At 65.0% G+C, this 20077-nt stretch carries 18 protein-coding genes; 14 read left to right on the plus strand and 4 right to left on the minus strand.

What is annotated here, in order from left to right; genetic code table 11:
- Positions 1–25: 25 nt before the first annotated feature.
- The gene (gene hutH, locus FJ490_RS00080; protein WP_140514475.1) at positions 26–1522 is read right to left on the minus strand and encodes a histidine ammonia-lyase; all 1497 of its coding nucleotides are present in this window, start codon (positions 1520–1522) and stop codon (positions 26–28) included.
- A gap of 249 nt (positions 1523–1771) precedes the next feature.
- Here hutH and FJ490_RS00085 point away from each other — a divergent pair, with 249 nt between their 5' ends.
- Both FJ490_RS00085 and FJ490_RS00090 read left to right on the plus strand, forming a co-directional pair.
- A complete protein-coding gene (locus FJ490_RS00085; protein ID WP_246672594.1) occupies positions 1772–2452 on the plus strand; it encodes a GntR family transcriptional regulator in 681 nt (226 codons plus the stop codon).
- 197 nt (positions 2453–2649) lie between these two features.
- Positions 2650–3483: an SDR family oxidoreductase gene (locus FJ490_RS00090; protein ID WP_246670986.1), complete on the plus strand. Its 834-nt coding sequence runs from the start codon at positions 2650–2652 to the stop codon at positions 3481–3483.
- Positions 3484–3489: 6 nt separating this feature from the next.
- Here the strand turns inward: FJ490_RS00090 and FJ490_RS00095 are convergent, their stop codons facing one another.
- Positions 3490–4365: an SMP-30/gluconolactonase/LRE family protein gene (locus FJ490_RS00095; protein WP_140728069.1), complete on the minus strand. Its 876-nt coding sequence runs from the start codon at positions 4363–4365 to the stop codon at positions 3490–3492.
- On the minus strand, positions 4362–5021 hold the full coding sequence (locus FJ490_RS00100) for a GntR family transcriptional regulator (protein WP_140497561.1): 660 nt from the start codon (positions 5019–5021) through the stop codon (positions 4362–4364). The genes FJ490_RS00095 and FJ490_RS00100 overlap by 4 nt, the downstream gene beginning before the upstream one ends.
- A 141-nt stretch (positions 5022–5162) precedes the next feature.
- Here FJ490_RS00100 and FJ490_RS00105 point away from each other — a divergent pair, with 141 nt between their 5' ends.
- The 9 genes from FJ490_RS00105 (at position 5163) to FJ490_RS00145 (ending at position 14680) form a co-directional block, all read left to right on the plus strand.
- Positions 5163–6359 (plus strand): UxaA family hydrolase, encoded by a 1197-nt coding sequence (locus FJ490_RS00105; RefSeq protein WP_140728070.1) that lies wholly within the window; start codon positions 5163–5165, stop codon positions 6357–6359.
- Positions 6360–6394: 35 nt separating this feature from the next.
- On the plus strand, positions 6395–7165 hold the full coding sequence (locus FJ490_RS00110) for an ABC transporter permease (protein WP_140663305.1): 771 nt from the start codon (positions 6395–6397) through the stop codon (positions 7163–7165).
- Positions 7162–7914 carry an ABC transporter permease gene (locus tag FJ490_RS00115; protein ID WP_140583911.1) on the plus strand — a complete coding sequence of 251 codons (753 nt, stop codon included), beginning with the start codon at positions 7162–7164 and terminating at the stop codon, positions 7912–7914. Before FJ490_RS00110 ends, FJ490_RS00115 begins: the two co-directional genes overlap by 4 nt.
- Positions 7911–8717 (plus strand): ABC transporter ATP-binding protein, encoded by an 807-nt coding sequence (locus FJ490_RS00120; RefSeq protein ID WP_140497569.1) that lies wholly within the window; start codon positions 7911–7913, stop codon positions 8715–8717. Before FJ490_RS00115 ends, FJ490_RS00120 begins: the two co-directional genes overlap by 4 nt.
- 24 nt (positions 8718–8741) lie before the next feature.
- Positions 8742–9974 (plus strand): PhnD/SsuA/transferrin family substrate-binding protein, encoded by a 1233-nt coding sequence (locus tag FJ490_RS00125; protein WP_140497572.1) that lies wholly within the window; start codon positions 8742–8744, stop codon positions 9972–9974.
- A gap of 52 nt (positions 9975–10026) precedes the next feature.
- Positions 10027–10926 (plus strand): NAD(P)-dependent oxidoreductase, encoded by a 900-nt coding sequence (locus tag FJ490_RS00130; RefSeq protein WP_140497574.1) that lies wholly within the window; start codon positions 10027–10029, stop codon positions 10924–10926.
- Complete coding sequence (locus tag FJ490_RS00135) at positions 10923–11204, plus strand: UxaA family hydrolase (protein ID WP_140497576.1); 282 nt, start codon at positions 10923–10925, stop codon at positions 11202–11204. Before FJ490_RS00130 ends, FJ490_RS00135 begins: the two co-directional genes overlap by 4 nt.
- Positions 11205–11329: 125 nt before the next feature.
- Positions 11330–12118 carry a DeoR/GlpR family DNA-binding transcription regulator gene (locus FJ490_RS00140; RefSeq protein ID WP_140728071.1) on the plus strand — a complete coding sequence of 263 codons (789 nt, stop codon included), beginning with the start codon at positions 11330–11332 and terminating at the stop codon, positions 12116–12118.
- Positions 12119–12202: 84 nt separating this feature from the next.
- Positions 12203–14680: an FAD-dependent oxidoreductase gene (locus FJ490_RS00145; RefSeq protein ID WP_140555613.1), complete on the plus strand. Its 2478-nt coding sequence runs from the start codon at positions 12203–12205 to the stop codon at positions 14678–14680.
- On the opposite strand, the gene FJ490_RS00150 is transcribed toward FJ490_RS00145, so the two are convergent.
- Positions 14677–15546 carry a LysR substrate-binding domain-containing protein gene (locus FJ490_RS00150; protein ID WP_140497582.1) on the minus strand — a complete coding sequence of 290 codons (870 nt, stop codon included), beginning with the start codon at positions 15544–15546 and terminating at the stop codon, positions 14677–14679. The two genes, FJ490_RS00145 and FJ490_RS00150, sit on opposite strands and share 4 nt — an antisense overlap.
- A 293-nt stretch (positions 15547–15839) precedes the next feature.
- On the opposite strand from FJ490_RS00150, the gene FJ490_RS00155 reads away from it, so the two are divergent.
- From FJ490_RS00155 to phnY, 3 genes are all read left to right on the plus strand, one after another.
- Positions 15840–17039: a 2-aminoethylphosphonate--pyruvate transaminase gene (locus FJ490_RS00155; RefSeq protein WP_140497584.1), complete on the plus strand. Its 1200-nt coding sequence runs from the start codon at positions 15840–15842 to the stop codon at positions 17037–17039.
- 25 nt (positions 17040–17064) lie between these two features.
- On the plus strand, positions 17065–18321 hold the full coding sequence (gene phnA / locus FJ490_RS00160) for a phosphonoacetate hydrolase (protein WP_140728072.1): 1257 nt from the start codon (positions 17065–17067) through the stop codon (positions 18319–18321).
- A gap of 238 nt (positions 18322–18559) precedes the next feature.
- Entirely contained in the window at positions 18560–20017 is a 1458-nt protein-coding gene (gene phnY, locus FJ490_RS00165) for a phosphonoacetaldehyde dehydrogenase (protein WP_140583899.1), read from the plus strand.
- The last annotated feature ends 60 nt before the right edge of the window (positions 20018–20077 follow it).

The following is a 20077-nucleotide window of genomic DNA, read 5'->3' on the forward strand; positions in this document are numbered from 1 at the left end:
TGGGCTCGCCGAGCGCCTTGGCGCGTCAGTCGCGTGGGCCCGCCACCATCCGTGCGATCCGTGTCATGTCCGTGCTCATTTCGCGGTCGTCGTCAAGCGGGCTGACAAGGGAGCGCACGGCGGCGAAGGTGCGCTGCGGTCCGTCGCCCATGCCGTCGACGACACCGCGCAATTCTACCCCCGTAGCCGCAAAGATCAGTTCCATCGCAACGAGATAACGCAGCCGCTCGACGATCTCGGCTGTCTTGGCCACCACGCGCGGGGCCATCGACGACTGATCCTCGATGCCGTCCGAAACGGCAAGCGGGCTGAGCGACATCGGGTTGGCGAGGTGCCGGATCTCGACTTCCAGCGCGGCAAGCGGTTTCTGCAGCTCCGCGTAGCCCTGGCGGCTCCCACCCCTGGCCGACAGGAAGCGCGGCAGCTCCGCCGTTATCGGCGACATCAGCTTCATGCAACGGTTGGCGGTGCCGACCGCGCAATGCGCAAGCGCCTGGCCGAGCTGTTCCCAGGCCAGCGTCATCGCCGTCAGGTCGAAGTTGCCGTTCGAGACGACCCGCTCGATCTCCGGCAGGATAACCGGGTTGTCGCCCGAATGAGCCAGTTCGATCTCCGTCGCCAGCTTCGCCTGTTCGAACGCATGCAGCAGGCCGCCCCACACCTGCGGCACGCAGCGATAGCTGAGCGGGTCCTGGAGACGCCGCGCGGCGTTGTCCTCCCACAGGCCGCTTCCCGCCAGTTCCGCCCGCAGACGCGCGCCGATCTCGCGCTGGCCGAATGCCGGGCGGGCTGACAGCGCCTCCTCGCTGATTGCGCTGACGGATGAGCGGAATGCCTCATAATTGAGGGCCACGGCAGCCAGCGACCAGTCGATGAGATGGGCGACGTCTTCCAGGCACAGGCATGCCGTTCCGGTCGAAAGGCTGTTCGCGACGATGATGGCGTGGCCGTCCTTCTCGCGCAGGTTGAGTGGTTCGAGCCCGGCGAGAGCCAGCGCCTCGGCGGACGGCATGATCTTGCCCTGGAACTCCGCTTCGCCGTCGCCGCGCAGCGCCCTTGCCATATGCCCGAGGGCGGCAAGGTCCGCCGCCCCGATCGATCCCCAACTGGGGATCACCGGATGAACCCCGGCGTTAAGTGCCGCCACAAGGCCCATGACCACATGTTCGGAGGTGCCGGTGCCGCCGGCCGCCATGCCTGAAATCCTTGCGGCCATAAGCGCCCGCACGGCCTCCGTCGGAAGGGCGGGGCCGATGCCCATACTGTGGCTGAGCGGTACGCTATGCTGGAACGCGATCAGGTCGGCCTGCGCAAGCGGCGTATCCACGCACGCACCGAGACCGGTGGTGACGCCATACATGGGCTTGCCAAGTTGCGTGAGATGCTCGATGAGCGCACGGCTCTCGCGGATGCGGCGCATCGCCTGACCGCCCAACTCGAGGCGGGCGTTGCGCCGTGCGACCTCGGCCACATCAGCCGCACTGAGCGGCTTGCCGTCAAGCACTACCATTCTGAGTGTCATATCCTGCCCCCATGATCGCTGCCGCCAATGCCGCGCGGGCCTCACCGCATGCGGCTGGCGGCTGCCGGTTTTGCTGTTTCCGCGGGCCAAACTGCAAGCCATTCCCGTTCCGAAGGTTTCGCCGCGGCGATCTCGCGTCCATGCCGGGCGCATCGCCGCCGGCTTGCAACTCTTCTCGTACACATGGATACCTATATCCGAGAATGAAGCTTTCCCCTAAGCTGACGATACGTGAAATGGGAGCATGGATTGCGCGGATTTGGCGAAGGCTTGATCGAGAGGCCGCAAACGGTTGCCGAGCAGGTCGCCAATGTCTTGCGCGAGGCCATTGCCAGCGGGACCCTGAAGGCCGGCACGACGTTGCGCCAGGATGATCTGGCCGAGCAGTTTGGCTTCAGCCGGATGCCGATCCGGGACGCGCTTCGTCAGCTCGAGGCCGAAGGCATCGTGTCCATCCACCCGACAAAGGGTGCGCACGTCGCCAGAATGGACGGCGACGAGATCCGAGAGATCTATGCCGTGCGCGAACTGCTCGAGTACGAGGCACTGCGGCTCTCCATTCCCGGCCTGCCCGGCGGCAAGCTGGACGAGGCCGAACAGGTGCTCGATCAGATCGATGCCGAGCGCAATGTCGGCAGGTGGGGCGTGCTGAACCGGGCCTTTCATCTGGCGCTTTATGACGCCTGCGGCAATCGCCGGTTGCTCGGCCTGATCGAGGCGCACCATAATGCGGCCGACCGCTACGTCCGTATCCTGTTGTCGAACCTCGACTACCGCGCCCGCTCGCAGACGGAGCATCGCGACCTCTTGGCCGCTTGCCGGCGACGCGACCCCGGCGAGGCCGTCAGCGTTTTGACGCAGCATCTGCGCCAAGGCAGCGAGACACTGGTCAACGCCATAGAAGGCGACGGTCTGTCGCGAAAATCTTAGAATCTTTGTCCAATTCCGATGGGCGCGCGTGACGGGCTGTACGCCTTCGTCTAGCCGCTGCCGCCAGGGACGCTGCTTTTCAGCCTGCCTGATTTGATCAAATGGAAGAATTGGTTCTGGATTTCTCCCTGAAAATGCGTTTTGAAGAGCACTCCAAATAAAAGTGTGATCAAATTGGAAAGGCTGGGCTATTGACGGTGCAAAAAGAAGAGATCGACATCCAGAATGCGCTGGCTCTTGCCGAGCGCTTCACGATGGCTGGCCGGCGCGCCTTGGTGACCGGCGGCAGCGTCAGCATCGGCCGTGAGATCGTGCGGGTTTTTGCCGAGGCGGGCGCCGATGTGGCCGTCCATTTCGCTCGCGACGCCGACGTGGCATTCGGGCAGCCGGATGCGGCCGCCGAAGCTGTCCGTGAAATTCGCGGGAAGGGCAGGCGCGGCGTCGCCATCGATGCTGATTTCGCTCGGGCCGGAGAGGCGGCTCGCTGTGTCCAGGCGGCGATCGAGGCGTTGGGTGGTGTCGACGTGCTTGTCGTCTGCGCCTCGATCCAGTACCGCACGCCTTTCCTCGACCTTCCCACCGATCAGATCGAGCACCAGATCCAGATCAACTTCAAGGCGACGATCGAATTGCTGCAGGCCGCCTTGCCCGGCATGAAGGACAATGGCTGGGGCCGTGTGCTGACGATCGGCAGCATCAACCAGACGCGGCCCGAATCCGATCTCGCCGTCTATGCCGCGCTGAAGAGCGCGCAGCACAATCTGTCATTCAACCTTGCCAAGGATTATGCGCCACACGGGGTGACGATCAACAACCTGTCGCCCGGGCTTGTCGTTACCGAGCGCAATCGCTGGCGCCGCGAGGACGCGGCCAAATGGGCGGAGATCCAGAAGGGGTCCGCGCCGATGCAGCGGGCCGGCGAGGCGCGCGAGATGGCGGGAGCGGCGCTGCTGCTTTGCTCCGACGCCGGCAGCTTCATCACCGGGGCGGACCTGCAGGCGACGGGTGGCCGCCATCTCGGCTGGCAATAGCCGAGATTAACCGGCAAAAGCCGGCTCCGGCAGTCCCGCCACGCCGACGTCGAGTGCAAGCAGGCAACCCGCCAGGGGCTCGTTGGCCAGTTGATCCTCCGTCAGCTTCTGCGTTGCGGTCGTTACGTACAGTGTCTTCAGGCCTGGACCGCCGAAGGCGCAGGAGGTCGGCTGGGTGACTGGGAGAGGGACCAGCCTGTCGAGCCGGCCATCGGGCGCGAACCGCGCCAGCGAGCCGCCTTGGTAGCGCGCATTCCAGAGGAAGCCGTCCGCATCGACGGTGGCGCCGTCGGGCCTTCCAGGCGCCGCGTGCCGGTCGGCGAACAGAGACCACGGCCCCACGAATCCGCTCGCCGGGTCGAAATCCGCCCGCTCTATGTCGCCTTGCCGCGTATCCGTGAAGTAGACGGTACGGCCATCCGGGGCAAAGGCGATCGCATTGGGCACGGCGATCCCGTCGCGGATCCGGCTCGAACTTCCGGCGGCGTTGATCCGGTAAAGCGCCCCGGACGCATGCAGCCCATAGTCCCACATGCTGCCGCAGATTATGCCGCCGCCGGGATCGCACTTCATGTCGTTCAGCCGATGCTCGGGCGGCCCATCCTCCACGCGCGCCAGCAGGCTCAGTGCGCCGCTGGCGGGATCAAATGCGTGGAGACCTTGCCGCAAGGCCACGACGACACCGCCCGATGCTCGTGGAACCACCGAGCTGATGACCTCAGGCATCGGCCACGATGTCACCGCTCCTGTCTCGGGCCGCAGCCTGTGCAGGCAAGGACGCCGCAGATCGACCCAGAACAGCTCTCCGCCCCGCGCCAGCCATGTCGGCGATTCGCCCAGCGTGTCGCCCGTCGACGCCGCGACCTCGAACCCGGCCGTCATTGCCGGCCGATATCGGGTTTGGGATCGACGGCGATGCGCGCCAGGAGGTCGTGTTTGGCCTTTTCGATATGCGCGCCCATCAAGGTCGCCGCCGAGCCGGCATCCTGGCGCTCTATGGCCCGGATGATGTGGCGATGATCGTCGATGACGCCATGGAAGCGCCCCTCGTCATAGCCGTAGCGTTGCCAGATCGCCGCCACCAGCAGCCAGTTGCGATCCACCATCGACAGCGCGCCCGGATTGCCGGCCGCCTCGTTGATGACGCCGTGAAAGATGTTGTTGGCATGTGGGACGGCAAGGAAGTCGTCGCTGGCCACTCTTTGCTCAAGCATGTCCTGCGCGGCCTTCAGATCGCGCAGGTGCTCGGCGGTGCGCCTTTCGCTGGCGCGCCGCGCCAGCATCGTTTCGACGGCGCTGCGGATATCGAACAGGTCGATCACAAACGACATGTGGACCGTCCTGACACTGGCGCCGCGATTGGGTTCCAGCACGACCAGTCCCGTGCCGCTCAAGGCGCGCAAGGCCTCGCGGACCGGCATGTGGCTTACGCCATAACGGCCGGCGAGATCGTCGATCCTCAGCCTTGCCCCGAATGGAATGGCTCCGGAAACGATGTCGTCACGAAGAAGCTTCTGAACGTCGGGAATACGCGCCATGCATCCAAGCCTACCCTGATTTGAGCAAATATTGCTCGCACGGCGATCGAAAGAAGTCAATTTTGCCCTTGCCAAGGCGACATTTGATCAAATATTGAGATTTGAAGAGATTGCCACGCTCGCGACGGTTTGGAAACGCCAATGCCACTGCCTGCCTCCGGTGCCGACAAAACCGACGGCCTGCCGCCATTCAGTGGCTACAGGCGGGTCGATGGCCGCGCCGGAATCCGCAATTATGTGCTGATCCTGTGCATCAATGGTTTGGCGCTGCGTGTCAGCGAGCGAATTGCGGCGGGTCTCGAAGGCGCGCTTCTGGCCGCGACGAGCGCGGGCAGGGGGCACATCGAGCCGGACCTCGGCCTGCACCTTGATCAACTTGTCGGTCTCGGCCGCAATCCGAACGCCGCCGCCGTTCTGGTGGTCGGAGTGGATTCGGCGACGACCGAGATGGTCGCGGCCCGCATTTCGGCTTGCGGCAAGCCGGTCGGCAGCGTTTCCTTCGCCGAGCAGCATGAGGACATGCTGTCGGTCATGGGCGAGGGCATCAGGCGCGGCGCGGCGTTGCTGCGCGAGGCTTCGCGGATCCGGCGCGAGAACTTGCCCGGCGCGCAGCTGGTGGTCGGCATCGAATGCGGCCATTCCGACGCGACGTCGGGTCTGGTCAGCAATCCGGTCGTGGGGGCCGCGGTCGATCTTCTGGTTTCGCATGGCGGCACCGTCATTGTCGGTGAGACCGTCGAGTGGCTGGGGGCAGAACATATACTCGCGGCGCGCGCTCGCGATGCAACGGTGGCACGACAGATCCTGCAGGCCGTGGAGCGCAAGGAACGCTTCGCCGCCGCTTCCGGCCACAGCCTGACCGGCAACAATCCGGGCGAGGAGAATATACGCGGCGGGTTGAGCACGATCGAGGAGAAGTCCCTCGGTGCCCTGGCCAAGACGGGAACTTGCCGCATCGACGGCGTGCTCGGCATGGCCGAGCCGGTCACCGCCGGCGGCCTTTACCTCATGGACGGCCCGTCCTTCTCGCCGGAATCGATGACAGGCTTCGCCGCGGCCGGTGCCCAGATCATGCTGTTCACAACCGGGCCAGGCAACAGCACCGCGAGCGCGCTCGCGCCGACGATCAAGATCACGGCGCGGCGCGAGACGGCTCGCCGGCTGCCTGAGCAGATCGATTTCGACGCCAGCCCGGTTTCGGAGGGGATCGAAACCGTCGCCGAAGCGGCGAACCGGCTGCTGGCGACCATCCTCGATGTCGCCGGCGGCACCCTCACCTTCGGCGAGATTTTGGGGGAAGGGCTCGAAGTTCCGACCCGCGTGCGGGGCTCGTTGTGACGGCTATCTCCTCGAACGATGCCGGCCAAAGGACAATGCGCTTTGCGCGCCTGACCAGCCTGTTCGTGTATTTGCGCACGATGGGCCTGTTCGTCCTTGCCTGGTATGTCGGCTCGTTCTTCGTGCCTTCGAAGCTGCTCTTGCCGTCGCCGGTCGCGGTTGCGCTTGCGCTGCGCGATACGGCCCTCAACGGCGAACTGCTCGGCAATGCAGGGATCAGTCTGGCCCGTCTGCTGGTAAGCGTCGCGGCTGCCGCGGCGGTGGCGGTGCCGCTCGGGCTGCTGATGGGCCGCAGCTGGCTCTGGAACGATCTGCTCGAACTGCCGGTGGAGATCCTGCGGCCGATAGCCGGCATCGCATGGATACCGCTTGCGCTCTACATGTTCGGCATCGGCCATCGGCTGCCGCTGTTCATCATGTTCTATACCGCCTTCTTCCCGCTGCTGATCGGCACCGCCGCGGGCGCCGCCGCCGTCGACAGGCGGCTCGTCGCGGCGGCCAGCACGATGGGCCTGTCTGGGCGGGCGATCATGCGGCGCGTCATCGTTCCGGCGGCGCTGCCGGCGATCCTGGTCTCGGCACGGCTTGCGGTGGCGGCCTCGTGGACCGCCGTCGTCGCTGCCGAACTGGTAGGAGCGCCGAACGGCCTCGGCTACGCCATCGAATACTACCGCAGCATGCTGTCGACGCCGACGGTGATGGCTTTCATCGTCGCCATCGGCCTGCTCGGCTTCCTGACGGACAAGGGGTTGCGCTGGCTCTCTGATGTCTTGACTCCGTGGGCGCGGACGGAGGTGGCGCGATGAACAGGTTTGCGCTTCGCCTCATCGTTCCCGTGCTGCTGCTGGTCGTCTGGGAAGCTCTCGCGTCCGGCTCCGCCCAGGCGCCACGCCCCAGCACGGTGGCCGAAACGGCCATTTCCATGCTGCGCGACGGCGATCTCGTGGCCGGTCTCGCCACCAGCCTCGGACGGGTCTTCGCCGGCTTCGCGGCGGCGGCCCTGTTGGCGATCCCGCTTGGCATCGCCATGGGCAGCATGCCGGCCGTCGAGCGCAATCTCGATCCGCTGGTCGAGACCTTCCGGCCGATAGCGGCACTTGCCATCCTGCCCCTGGTTATCCTCTGGTTGGGCTCGGGCTCCGGGGCAGCTGTCGCCATCGTTGCCTATGCCGCCTTCTTCCCGATCCTGATCAACACCATCTCGGGCGTGAAGCGTATCGAGCCCAGTCTGATGCGCGCCGCGCTGACCATGGGGCTGGCGCCGCTGACGCGGATGCGGGTGGTGCTGCTGCCGGCCGCCTTGCCATCCATTCTGGTCGGCATGCGCATCGGCCTCGGCATCGCCTGGACGGCGATCATTGCCGCCGAGCTCGCGGTCGGCGCCAAGTCCGGCAGCAGCGGCGGCATCGGCCAGATGATGTTCGTCTTCTACGCCTACTCGATCAACCTCAACGGCATGGTGGTCTGCATGATCGCGGTCGGCATCGTGGCCTTCGCGCTCGACCGCATCCTGCGTGCCGCACTCGCCTTCGCCGTGCCGTGGAGCCAGCCATGAGCGATGCCAAGATCCGCCTCGACGGCGTCAGCAAATGCTTCGGGGAATCTGCGTCCGTGGTGGCGGTCGACAGCCTGTCGCTGGACATCAAGGCCGGCGAGTTCATGGCTATCGTCGGCCCGTCCGGATGCGGCAAGACGACCGTTCTCAACATGCTCGCCGGCCTCGACAGGCCGACGTCGGGTACGATGAGCCTGAACGGCAGGCCGATCGAAGGACCGGGGGCCGAACGCGGCGTGATGTTCCAGGACTATGCCCTGTTTCCCTGGCGCACCGTGCGCGGCAATGTCGAGTTCGGATTGATCTATGGGCCGGCCGGGCGAGGGCTTTCGCCCGCGCAGCGCGCCGACCGCGTCAACCGCACCGTCGAAATGGTCGGCCTGACCGGCTCCGAGGACAAGTACCCGCACCAGCTATCGGGCGGCATGCGCCAGCGCGTGGCACTGGCGCGCCTGATGGCGAACGAGCCGGAAATCCTGCTGATGGACGAGCCGCTAGCGGCGCTGGACGCCCAGACCCGCGTCATCCTGCAAGACGAATTGCTGCGCATCTGGGGGCAGGACCGCCCCGCTGCCGAGCGGCGGACGGTCGTCTTCATCACGCACGCCATAGACGAGGCGGTGTTCCTGGCCGACCGGGTCGCGGTGCTAAGCAGCCATCCGGGCCGCCTGAAGCAGGTCATCGACATCGACCTGCCCAGGCCGCGCGGCGACGAGACGCGGCGCTCCGGCGATTTCGCCAGGCTCAGCCAATCGATCTGGGAACTGATCCGCGAAGAGGCTTACCGCGCAACGATGAACTGAAACGACAACAGGGAGAGGATTGTCATGAGGAAACTTCTGGAAACCGCATTCAACCGACGCGCAGTCCTGAGTGGTGCCGCGGCTGCCGCGCTGGCCATGCCATCGATCGTGCGGGCGCAGGACCGCAAGCCGGCCAAGGTCTCAATCGGCCGCCAGCCCTACGCGGCTGGCAACTCGCCGCTGACGCAACGCATGATCAACGAAAAGCTGCTCGAGAAGGCGGCCGCCGAACTCGGCTACGACCTGACAGTCGACTGGCGCGACTATCCTTCCGCGCTGCCGATGGTGGAGGCTTTCGTCTCCGGCGATCTCGACATCGGCATGTGGGGCAACACCCCGATCGTGCGGCTGCTTTCGCAGGCGCAGCCGATCAACATTCTCACCGTCGGTGAGGGCCACATGCGCATGGTGCTGGCGACCCGCAAGGGCTCCGCCATCAAGAACATCGGCGACCTCAAGGGCAAGACCGTCGGCGCGCTTGTCGGCGGCGACCCCTACAACGCGCTCTCGCAAATGCTGCTGCAGGAACTGGGCGACGCCGACCCGCGCGCCTTCGGCATCAACATCGTCAACACGCCGACCCAGGCCGTTGCCGCGTCCCTCCCGGAGGGCATGGACGCGTCGGTGGTGATCTACCCGGCCTTCCTCAAGGCGAATGCCGAAACCGGCCTCACCGGGATCATGAATTCGTTCGGCTATACCGAGGCCGGCTACAGCGGACCCGCGGGCGAGGGCGAAGGCCACATGCTGCCCGGCGTCAAGAAGTCGAAATTCTACCCCGACGGCTACTATTTGCACCGTTCCTTCTGGATCTGCAGCGACCGCATCGTCGGCGACGATGCCGCGCTCGGCCAGGCCTTCCTGACGGCCGCGCAACGCGCGCTTGCCGATCTCCAGAAGATCGACCCGCGGGAGATCTCGCAGTCGGTTGTCAAATATTGGGGGCTCGATCCTGCGCTGGGCGCCAAGGTCATCGGCGACGAGGTGCTTTTCCAGCGCGGCTGGATCTGGCCGACCGAAGGCGATGCGGCGGCAATCAGCCAAATCTCCCAGTTCATGGTTGCCGGCAAGATGATTCCTGAGGCGCTGAGCTGGGACCAGGTCAAGGCCGCCTTCGGCAAGGCGGCGCCGCTGCTTCAGAAAGCCTATGAGGGCACGGGCAAGGTGCCGGACGAAAGCGGCTTCACCGACAAGAATGCCAAGGATCTGCGTGGCCTGCCGGCATGGCAGCTCGACCAGTGGAAAGTGCCGTCCTGAGGAGTTCGGGCGGCACGCGCATTCAGAGTAATTCAGGGAAGGAAGTTGATCCATGACGTCAGTCGGTTTTGTCGGGCTTGGAACCATGGGCGCACCCATGGCCCGCAACGTGCTCAAGGCGGGACACGCGCTGACGGTCTTCGACCTCAATCCCGTGGCGGTGAAAAAACTCGTCGAGGCCGGCGCTCGGGCGGCGGCGTCGCCGCGCGAGGTTGCACAGCAATCGGAAATCGTCATCACCATGCTGCCGGATGCGCCTGATGTGGAGGCCGCCGTGCTCGGTGCCGACGGCATCGGTCATGGCCTCAGGGCCGGCAGCCTCTATATCGACATGAGCACGATCGACCCGCAGACCACCCAGCGTATCGGCGCATGGCTGGCGCAACGCGGCGTCGACATGATCGACAGCCCTGTTGGCAAGACGGTGGAGCACGCCATCGCCGGAACCTCGACGCTGATGATCGGCGGCGATGCCGCCGTGCTGGAGCGCGCGCGCCCGATCCTGTCGAGCATGGGGGCCGACCTCATCCATTGCGGCGGGCTCGGCATGGGGCAGGCAATGAAGCTCACCAACAACCTGCTGGCCAGCGTGCTGATAACGGCCAGCTCCGAGGCGCTGGTCGCCGGCGCCAAGGCGGGCCTGACGCTCGACACCATGATCAACGTGCTGAAGACGACGATGGCCTGGAACCAGCAATTGGCGGTGGCGATGCACAATCGCGCGCTCAAGGGCGACTTCGAGCCAGGCTTCATGGTCAAGCTTGCCCACAAGGATTGCCGGCTTGCCCTGGCGATGAACGACGCGCTCGGCGTCGAGACGCCGGTCGGGGGCGCCACGCTCGCCGTGCTCAGGGAGGCGATGGATGCTGGCATGGCGGGCAAGGATGTCGGCGCCGTGCTGAAGCTGCGCGAAGACGCGACCGGCGTCCAGGTCCGGCTTGCCGGCGCATGACCAAGCCTGGAGCCATAGTGCTGCACGCTGACGACGACGTGGCTGTCCTCGTCGAACCGGTCGAGGCAGGCGCCGAAGTGACGACGCGAGGCGCCCGCGAGGGGGTTGTCCTCAAGGCCGGCGCCGCGTTGCAAGCCGGTCATAAGCTGGCGTTGCACGACCTGGCCGCCGGCTCCACCATACGCAAATACGGCGAGGCGATCGGCCGCCTGACGGCTGCCGTGGCGGCCGGCGACCACGTCCACGTGCACAATCTGCAAAGCCTGCGCGGACGCTGACGCTGGGTCAGCACCCGAACAGGGCCAGACCTTATCGATCGACTATGGCCACGCCGTCCTCGCGGTTGCCTCCCGGCCGGTTCACTGCCACATATCGCCATCATTCGTTCGATATGAGGTTCTTCATGTCCCCCGACAGCCGTCTGCCGGCACGTGCCCTTGCTCCTCGCCGCCATGACGAGATCCTGAGGCGCCTGGGTGCCCAGGGCTCGGTCAGCGTCGCCGAACTGGCCGGCTTTTTCGACGTCTCGCGCGAGACCATCCGCCGCGACCTGAAGCTGCTTTCAGACCAGGGACGGCTCGGCATCGTGCATGGCGGCGCCGCTCGCTTCGAGCCGAGCGAGCCGGCGATGGGCCTGCGCAGCCGGGAGAATGCGCACGGCAAGGCGGCGATCGGCAGGGCGGCGGCCGGCCTTGTCAGCAGCGGTATGGTGGTGTTCCTCGATTCCGGCACCACCACCTTGGCCGTCGCGCAGGCCATGAACGACCTGCGCGATCTCACCATCTGCACGACCAGCCTGAAGATTGCACTGCATCTGTGCCATGTGCCCGGCATGCGCGTGCACATACTGGGCGGTGAAGTCGACCCAGGCGAGGAGGCCGCTTCCGGCATCGATGCGCTCGATGCAATGGCGCGCTTTCGCGTCGACATCGCCTTTCTCGGCGGCGGCGCGTTGTCGCCGAATGGCGAGGTGACCGATTTCACCAGGGCCGGTGCCGAGCAGCGCGGCCGCATGATCGCGCTCGCCGGCAAAACCTATTTCGTCCTCGACAGCAGCAAGTTCGGCAAGCTGACGCCGCTCAGGATTCCGAATTTCGACCGCGCCGCCGGCGTTATCGTCGACGCCCGGCCGCAAACTGCGCTTGCCGACGCGCTTTTACAAAAAGGGCCGGAACTGATCATCGCATCTTGATGTGATATTTTGTGACTTTTTGGCTTGATATTTGACTTTCCTGTGTTAGCTTGCCGACCATCCCTCAAGATGGCGGAACCCCTCATGGCACATGAATTTCCCACGCAGGCACGCGTCGTGATCGTCGGCGGCGGCATCATCGGCTGCTCCGTCGCTTATCACCTGACGAAGCTTGGCTGGGCCGACGTCGTCCTGCTTGAACAGGGGCAGCTCAGCGGCGGCACCACCTGGCATGCCGCGGGCCTGGTCGGGCAATTGCGCAGCCATTCCAACATGACCAGCCTGATCAGATACTCCACTCAACTCTATGGCGAACTGGAGGCCGAGACCGGTCTCGCGACCGGCTGGAAGAATTGCGGCTCGCTGTCGGTGGCGCGCACCGCCGACCGCATGACGGTGCTGAAGCGCACGGCTGCGTCGGCGCGTGCGCAAGGGGTTGAGATCGATGTCATCTCGCCGAGCGAAGCCGGCGATCTGTGGCCGGTCATGGCGACGGACGATCTGGTCGGCGCGGTCTGGCTGCCTGGCGACGGCAAGGCCAATCCGACCGATCTCACGCAATCGCTCGCCAAGGGCGCGCGCAATCGCGGCGCGAGGATATTCGAGCGCGTCAAGGTCACCGGCATCACGGTGAGAAACGGCGTCGCCTGCGGTGTCGAGACCGACCGTGGCGACATCGCCGCCGAGATCGTCGTCAACTGCGCCGGCCAGTGGGCGCGTAAGGTCGGGCTGATGTGCGGTGTTTCGGTGCCGCTGCATTCGGCCGAGCACATGTACATCGTCACGGGCCGGATCGAGGGTGTGCATCCGGACCTGCCCGTCATGCGCGATCCGGACGGCTTCATCTATTTCAAGGAAGAGGTCGGCGGGCTGGTCATGGGCGGCTTCGAACCGCATGCCAAGCCGTGGGGCATGAACGGCATCCCCGAGAATTTCGAGTTCGCGCTGCTGCCGGACGATTGGGATCAGTTCGAGATTCTGATGGAAAACGCGCTGGTGCGCGTGCCGCAACTGGCGCAAGCCGAGGTCAAGAAGTTCTACAACGGTCCCGAAAGCTTTACGCCCGACAACAATTTTCTCCTCGGCGAGGCGCCGGAGCTGAAGAATTTCTATGTTGGCGCCGGCTTTAACTCGATGGGCATCGCCAGCGCCGGCGGTGCCGGCAAGGCGCTGGCCGAGTGGATCGTCAACGGCGCGCCGACCATGGATTTGTGGCCTGTCGATATCAGGCGCTTCGCCGCCTTCAACAACAATCCGCGCTGGCTGCATGATCGCGTCAAGGAGACGCTCGGTTTGCATTACGCCATGCCGTGGCCGAACCGCGAGCTGGACACCGCCCGACCCTTCCGCCGCTCGCCGCTCTACGACCGGCTGGCCGCCAGGGGCGCCTGCTTCGGTTCCAAGATGGGCTGGGAGCGCGCCAACTGGTTCGCGGCCCCGGGAGAGAGGGCCGGGAACGATTATGCCTTCGGCCGCCAGAACTGGCATGAGGCAGTCAAGCGCGAAATGAAGGCGACGCGCGAGGCTGTTGCCGTATTCGACCAGACCTCTTTCGCCAAGCTTCTCGTGCAGGGCCGCGACGCCTGTGCCCTGCTCAACCGCATCTGCGCCGGCAATGTCGATGTACCGGTCGGTACATCCGTTTACACGGGCGTGCTCAACGCGCGCGGCGGGTACGAAAGCGATCTCACCGTAATGCGACTTGGTGCGCAAAAATTCCTCATCGTCACCGGTTCGGCGCAAGCGGTCCACGACGCCGACTGGATCGCCAGGAACATCCCACCGGACGCACATGCCATCGTGACCGACGTCACCTCGTCCTACGCGGTGCTGGCGCTGATGGGGCCGCGCTCGCGCGATCTCCTGGGCAAATTGTCGTCGGCCGATCTTTCCAACGCCGGCTTCCCCTTCGCCACCATCCGCGAGATCGATATCGGCTACGCTACCGCCTACGCCAACCGCATGACCTATGTCGGCGAGCTCGGCTGGGAGCTGATCGTGCCGACGGAATTCGCCGTCGGCGTCTACGAGGCGCTGCACGAGGCTGGCGGCGAATTCGGCCTCCTGGACGCCGGCTACTACGCGCTTGATGCCTTGCGCATCGAAAAGGGTTTTCGCGCCTGGGGCCGTGAGTTGACGCCTGACATTACCCCCTGGCAGGCGGGGCTTGGCTTCGCCGTCGCCATGGACAAACCGGGTGGCTTCATCGGCCGTGACGCGCTGGTCGAGGCCAAGCCGTCGACGGCGCCAGCAAAACGCATCGTACTGTTCACGCTCGACCATGCCGAGCCGATGCTGTGGGGCGGCGAGCTGATCCTGCGCGACGGCAAGCCCGTCGGCGAGGTCCGCTCGGCCGCCTACGGTCACACGCTTGGCCGCTCGGTGGCGCTCGGGCTGATCGAGAACGAGACGGGCGTCGACGCTGCGTTTCTGGCTAGCGGCCGTTTCGAGATCGATCTTGCCGGCGTTCGCCACGCGGCCACGGCACATTTGCGCACCCCTTACGATCCGAAGTCGGAACGGGTGAAAGCGGATGTGGAGGAGATCAGGGCCGCCGCCTAATCCGCCGACATCGAACGCGCCATGTCGAGGAAGGCGCGCACCAGCTTGCCGCCGCTGCGTTCGCGCAGGCAGATCAGCGCTTCGTCCATCAACGTCTCAGGCGCGTCGAGCGCGATCGCTACCAGCCGCGAATCCTGGCCGAATTCGGCCGCCGAGACAAAGCCGATGCCGGCACCCGAGGCGACGATCTCGCGGACGGCTTCACGGCCTTCCGCCTCGATCACCGGCCTGAGTTCGACCTTCGATGCCGCGGCCAGATCCTCGAGCTTCTGGCGCGTCTTGGAGCCGCGCTCCCGCATGACCAGCGATTCCTGCGCGAGTTGCTTGAGGCTCAATGATTTCTTGCCCGACAGCGGATGATCGACGGACGCAAAAGCGATGATCGGCGTCGAATTGAGTTTCAGCACCTCGAAGTCGCGTCCGGTCGGCACCTCGCCCAGCACGCCGATGTCGGCATCATAGCTGTAGAGGCTGCTGATTACCGTCTCGGTGTTGCCGGCGCGCAGCGAAACCTGGACGCCGGGATAGCGCGCGCGAAAACTGCCGAGGATGTGAAGCAGATGATGCGCGGCGTCGGCGACGATGCGCAGCGTGCCGGAGCGCAGGGCGCGCGATTCCGTCAGAAGCTCGAGCGCCTGCTGCTCGGTGTCGAACATGCGGTGGGTAATTTCGAGCAGCTTCTGGCCCGAATGGGTCAGCGTGACCTGCTTCTTGTTCCGGTTGAACAGCAGCACGTCATATTCTTCCTCGAGCTTGCGCACCTGGTCCGAAATTGCCGGCTGCGTCAGGAACAGCGCTTCCGCGGCACGTGAAAACCCGCCTGATATCGCCACCTGGTGAAAGGCTCGCAATTGAACGTAGCGCATGTTCTCACCTTTCTAGATCCGAGTTCCGGCCGCCAACCTATCATAAGCCTCGCAGGCAAAAAGGCATGAAGGAACGATTCTTCTTATATCTGGGGATGATCGCCCACGGTCACGCACATGTCATGGATACCACGCAGGCTGCGCTCGGCTGGAGGCGCGATTATCCCGCCGGGCAATAATTCGACCGCAAGCCAGATCATCGGGTTAGCTTATACATCAATACAAAATAACGATTTTACAAATAGGTCGTTCCAGCCAAGAATGGCCACACATAAAAAGCAGCGGAGGACACTATGCTCGCCGAGACGAAATTTGCCGCGGAGCCGTTGGCCGGTCCGGCGCTGGGCGAGCCATACCTGCTGACGCCCGGGCCGCTCACCACCTCCTATCCGGTCAAGCAGGCGATGCTGCGCGACTGGGGATCCTGGGACGGCGATTTCCGCGCCATGACGTCAGACATGCGCCGCCGCCTGCTGGCGCTGACCGGCGATGCAAAAGGCGAATTCGACTGTGTGCCGATGCAAGGCAGCGGCTCCTTCTGCGTCGAGGCGATGCTGGGTTCGTTCGTGCCGAAGGACGGCAAGGTTCTGGTCCTGGCCAATGGCGCCTACGGCCTGCGCGCGGCCCAGACCATGCAGTATCTCGGCCGCGCCTATACGCTGATCGACAAGGGCGACTACCTGCCGCCGCGCGGCGACGAGGTGGCCGCCGCCCTCGAGGCCGATCCTGCCATCACGCATGTGATCGCCATCCATTGCGAGACCAGTTCCGGCATCCTCAACCCCGTCGCCGAGATTGCCGAAGCCGTCCATGCCAAGGGCCGCAAGCTGCTGGTCGATTCCATGAGCGCCTTCGGCGCCATCGCGCTCGACGTGAACGAGATCCGCTACGAGGCGATGGTCTCGTCCGCCAACAAGTGCATCGAGGGCGTGCCGGGCTTCGGCTTCATCATCGCCCGCAAGAGCGAATTGGAAGCCGCCAAGGGCCGCAGCCATTCGCTGTCGCTCGACGTCCATGCGCAGTGGGCGCATATGAACAAGACCGGGCAGTGGCGCTACACGCCGCCGACCCATGTCGTCGCCGCCTTCCTTGAAGCGCTTCGCCAGCACGAGGCCGAGGGCGGCGTTGCCGGCCGCGGCGCCCGCTACACCAGGAACCGCGACGTGATGGTGGCCGGCATGCGCGAGCTCGGCTTCGAGACTTTGCTCAGGGATCGCTGGCTGTCGCCGATCATCGTCACCTTCTTCAACCCGGCCCACGCCAACTTCGCCTTCGACCGCTTCTACGAGCTGATGAAGGACAAGGGCTTCATCATCTATCCGGGCAAGCTGACCGTCGTCGATAGCTTCCGTATCGGCTGCATCGGCCAGATGGACGAACATGTCATGCGCCGCGTCGTAGAGGCGGCGGCGCAGTCGCTGAAGGAGATGGACGTCGACACCGCCGCTCCTCCCGCCGCGGCAATCGCCGAGCGCGCCAAACTCGCCGCCTGAAGCGGCAGAATTTTTGAGGATTTCGATGAACCAGATGTCTCCCATCAACGTCGCGGTCAACGGCCGCACCTACGCCTGGCCACGTGTGCCGGCCATCGCCATCTGCCTCGACGGCTGCGAGCCGGCCTATCTCGACGAAGCCATCAAGGCCGGGCTGATGCCGGCGCTGGTCAGGATCAAGCAGAAAGGCACGGTGCGTTTTGCGCATTCTGTCATTCCGAGCTTCACCAACCCCAACAATCTGTCGATAGCCACAGGCCGCCCGCCCTCGGTGCACGGCATTTGCGGCAACTACCTCTACGAGCGCGAAACCGGCAAGGAAGTGATGATGAACGACCCGCGCTTCCTGCGCGCGCCCACCATCTTCCAGGCCTTCTACGATGCCGGCGCCAAGGTCGCGGTGGTCACCGCCAAGGACAAATTGCGTGCGCTGCTCGGCAAGGGCCTCGCCTTCGACGACGGCCGCGCGCTGTGCTTCTCCGCCGAAAAATCCGACACCACCACCAAGGCCGAGCACGGCATCGACAATGCCTCGAAGCACTTTGGGCTGCCGGTGCCGGAAGTCTATTCGGCCGAACTGTCGGAATTCGTCTTCGCCGCCGGCGTCCAACTGCTGAAGGAATTCCGCCCCGACATCATGTACCTGACCACCACCGACTATGTGCAGCACAAATACGCGCCCGGCGTGCCCCAGGCCAACGCCTTCTACGAGATGTTCGACAAGTACCTGGCCGAGCTTGATGCGCTGGGCGCGGCAATCGTGGTGACCGCCGACCACGGCATGAAGCCCAAGCACAAGCAGGATGGTTCGCCTGACGTCGTCTATGTCCAGGACCTGCTCGACGAATGGCTGGGCAAGGATGCCGCGCGCGTCATTCTGCCGATCACAGATCCCTATGTCGTGCATCACGGCGCGCTCGGCTCGTTCGCCACCGCCTACCTTCCTGACGGCGCCGATCAGGCCGACATCATGGCGCGGCTGGCGAAGATCGACGGCATCATGCTGGTTGTCGACAGCCCGACCGCCTGCGAGCGTTTCGAACTGCCGGCCGACCGCATCGGCGACATCGTGCTGATCTCGACGCAGAACAAGACGATCGGCACCTCGGAACACCGCCACGACCTGGCAGCCCTCAACGAGCCGCTGCGCTCGCATGGCGGGCTGACCGAGCAGGAGGTGCCGTTCATCGTCAACCGCGTGCTGGCCGATTTGCCTGATGAGCCCGTGCTGAGGAACTTCGACGCGTTCTACTACGCGACGATGGCGGCCGCGCAGGCTTGATCTCGAGCGTGATTGTCGACCCCCACTCCGCCGAGCTTCGCTCGGCACCTCTCCCCCGATCGACGGGGGAGAGGAAAGGCGCCAGGGCTAGCGGCGGCTTAGCCCGGAAACGTGGTGGCGCCGACCTCACCTGATTTCCTCTCCCCCGTCGATCGGGGGAGAGGTGGCCCGAAGGGCCGGAGTGGGGGTCGACAATCCGTTGCACCACTTTCTCCTTCGAATTGCTGGAACGGAACCGATGACCAAGCTCGATACTTCGATCAAAGTCCGCCACGAACCGATGCGCATAGCTGGTCGCAAGGCCGACGCCGACGGCGTCGTTCCTGTCCACTACCCCTATACCAATGCGGTTATCGGCACCGTGCCCGCCGGCCGCGCCGAGCATGCCCGCCAGGCCTTCGAGATCGCCGCCGGCTACAGGTCGAAGCTGACGCGCTACGAGCGCCAGCAGATCCTGTTCCGCACGGCGGAAAAACTGGCGTCGCGCCGGGAAGAAATATCTGATCTCATTACGCTCGAGCTCGGCATCTCCAAGACGGATTCGCTCTATGAGGTCGGCCGCGCCTATGACGTGTTCACATTGTCGGCGCAGATGTGCATCCAGGATGACGGCCAGATCTTCTCCTGCGATCTCACCCCGCACGGCAAGGCGCGCAAGATCTTCACCACGCGCGAGCCGCTGAAGGCGATCTCGGCGATCACCCCGTTCAACCATCCGCTCAACATGGTCTCGCACAAGGTGGCGCCGGCGATCGCCACCAACAATTGCGTGGTGGTCAAGCCGACCGAACTGACGCCGATGACGGCGCTGCTTTTGGCCGACATCCTCTACGAAGCCGGCCTGCCGCCGGAAATGCTCTCGGTGGTGACCGGCTGGCCGGCCGACATTGGCAACGAGATGATCACCAACGACAATATCGACCTGATCACCTTTACCGGCGGCGTGCCGGTCGGCAAGATGATCGCCCGCACCGCCGGCTACAAGCGCCAGGTGCTGGAGCTCGGCGGCAACGATCCGCTGATCGTCCTCAACGATCTCTCGGACGACGATCTGGCCAGGGCCGCGGATCTCGCCGTCGCCGGCGCCACGAAGAACTCCGGCCAGCGCTGCACGGCGGTCAAGCGCATCCTTGTCCAGGAAAGCGTCGCCGACCGCTTCGTGCCGCTGGTGCTGGAGCGGGCCAGGAAGATCCGCTTCGGCGACCCCATGGACCGCACGACCGATCTTGGCACCGTCGTGCACGAGAAGGCGGCGGCACTCTTCGAAGCCCGGGTCCACATGGCCGCCGGGCAGGGCGCCGAAATCCTCTACAATCCGGGCCGGCAAGGCGCGCTGCTGCCGCCGATCGTCGTCGATCGTGTGCCGCACACATCCGAACTGGTGATGGAAGAGACCTTCGGCCCGATCATCCCGATCGTGCGCGCACCGGACGATGACGAGGCGCTGATCAGGCTCTCCAACTCGACCGCCTTCGGCCTGTCGTCGGGCGTCTGCACCAACTCGTTTCCGCGCATGCAGAAATACATCACCGGCCTTGAGGTCGGCACCGTCAACATCTGGGAAGTGCCGGGCTACCGCATCGAGATGTCGCCGTTCGGCGGCATCAAGGACAGTGGCAATGGCTACAAGGAAGGCGTCATCGAGGCAATGAAGAGCTATACCAATGTGAAGACGTTTTCGCTGCCCTGGTCCTGACCGGACGACTCGGCTGACAGAACAACCGAGGGAGCGTTCCACGCTCCCTCATTCGCGTTT

The sequence above is a fragment of the Mesorhizobium sp. B2-5-11 genome (assembly GCF_006440835.1).
Classification (GTDB): domain Bacteria; phylum Pseudomonadota; class Alphaproteobacteria; order Rhizobiales; family Rhizobiaceae; genus Mesorhizobium.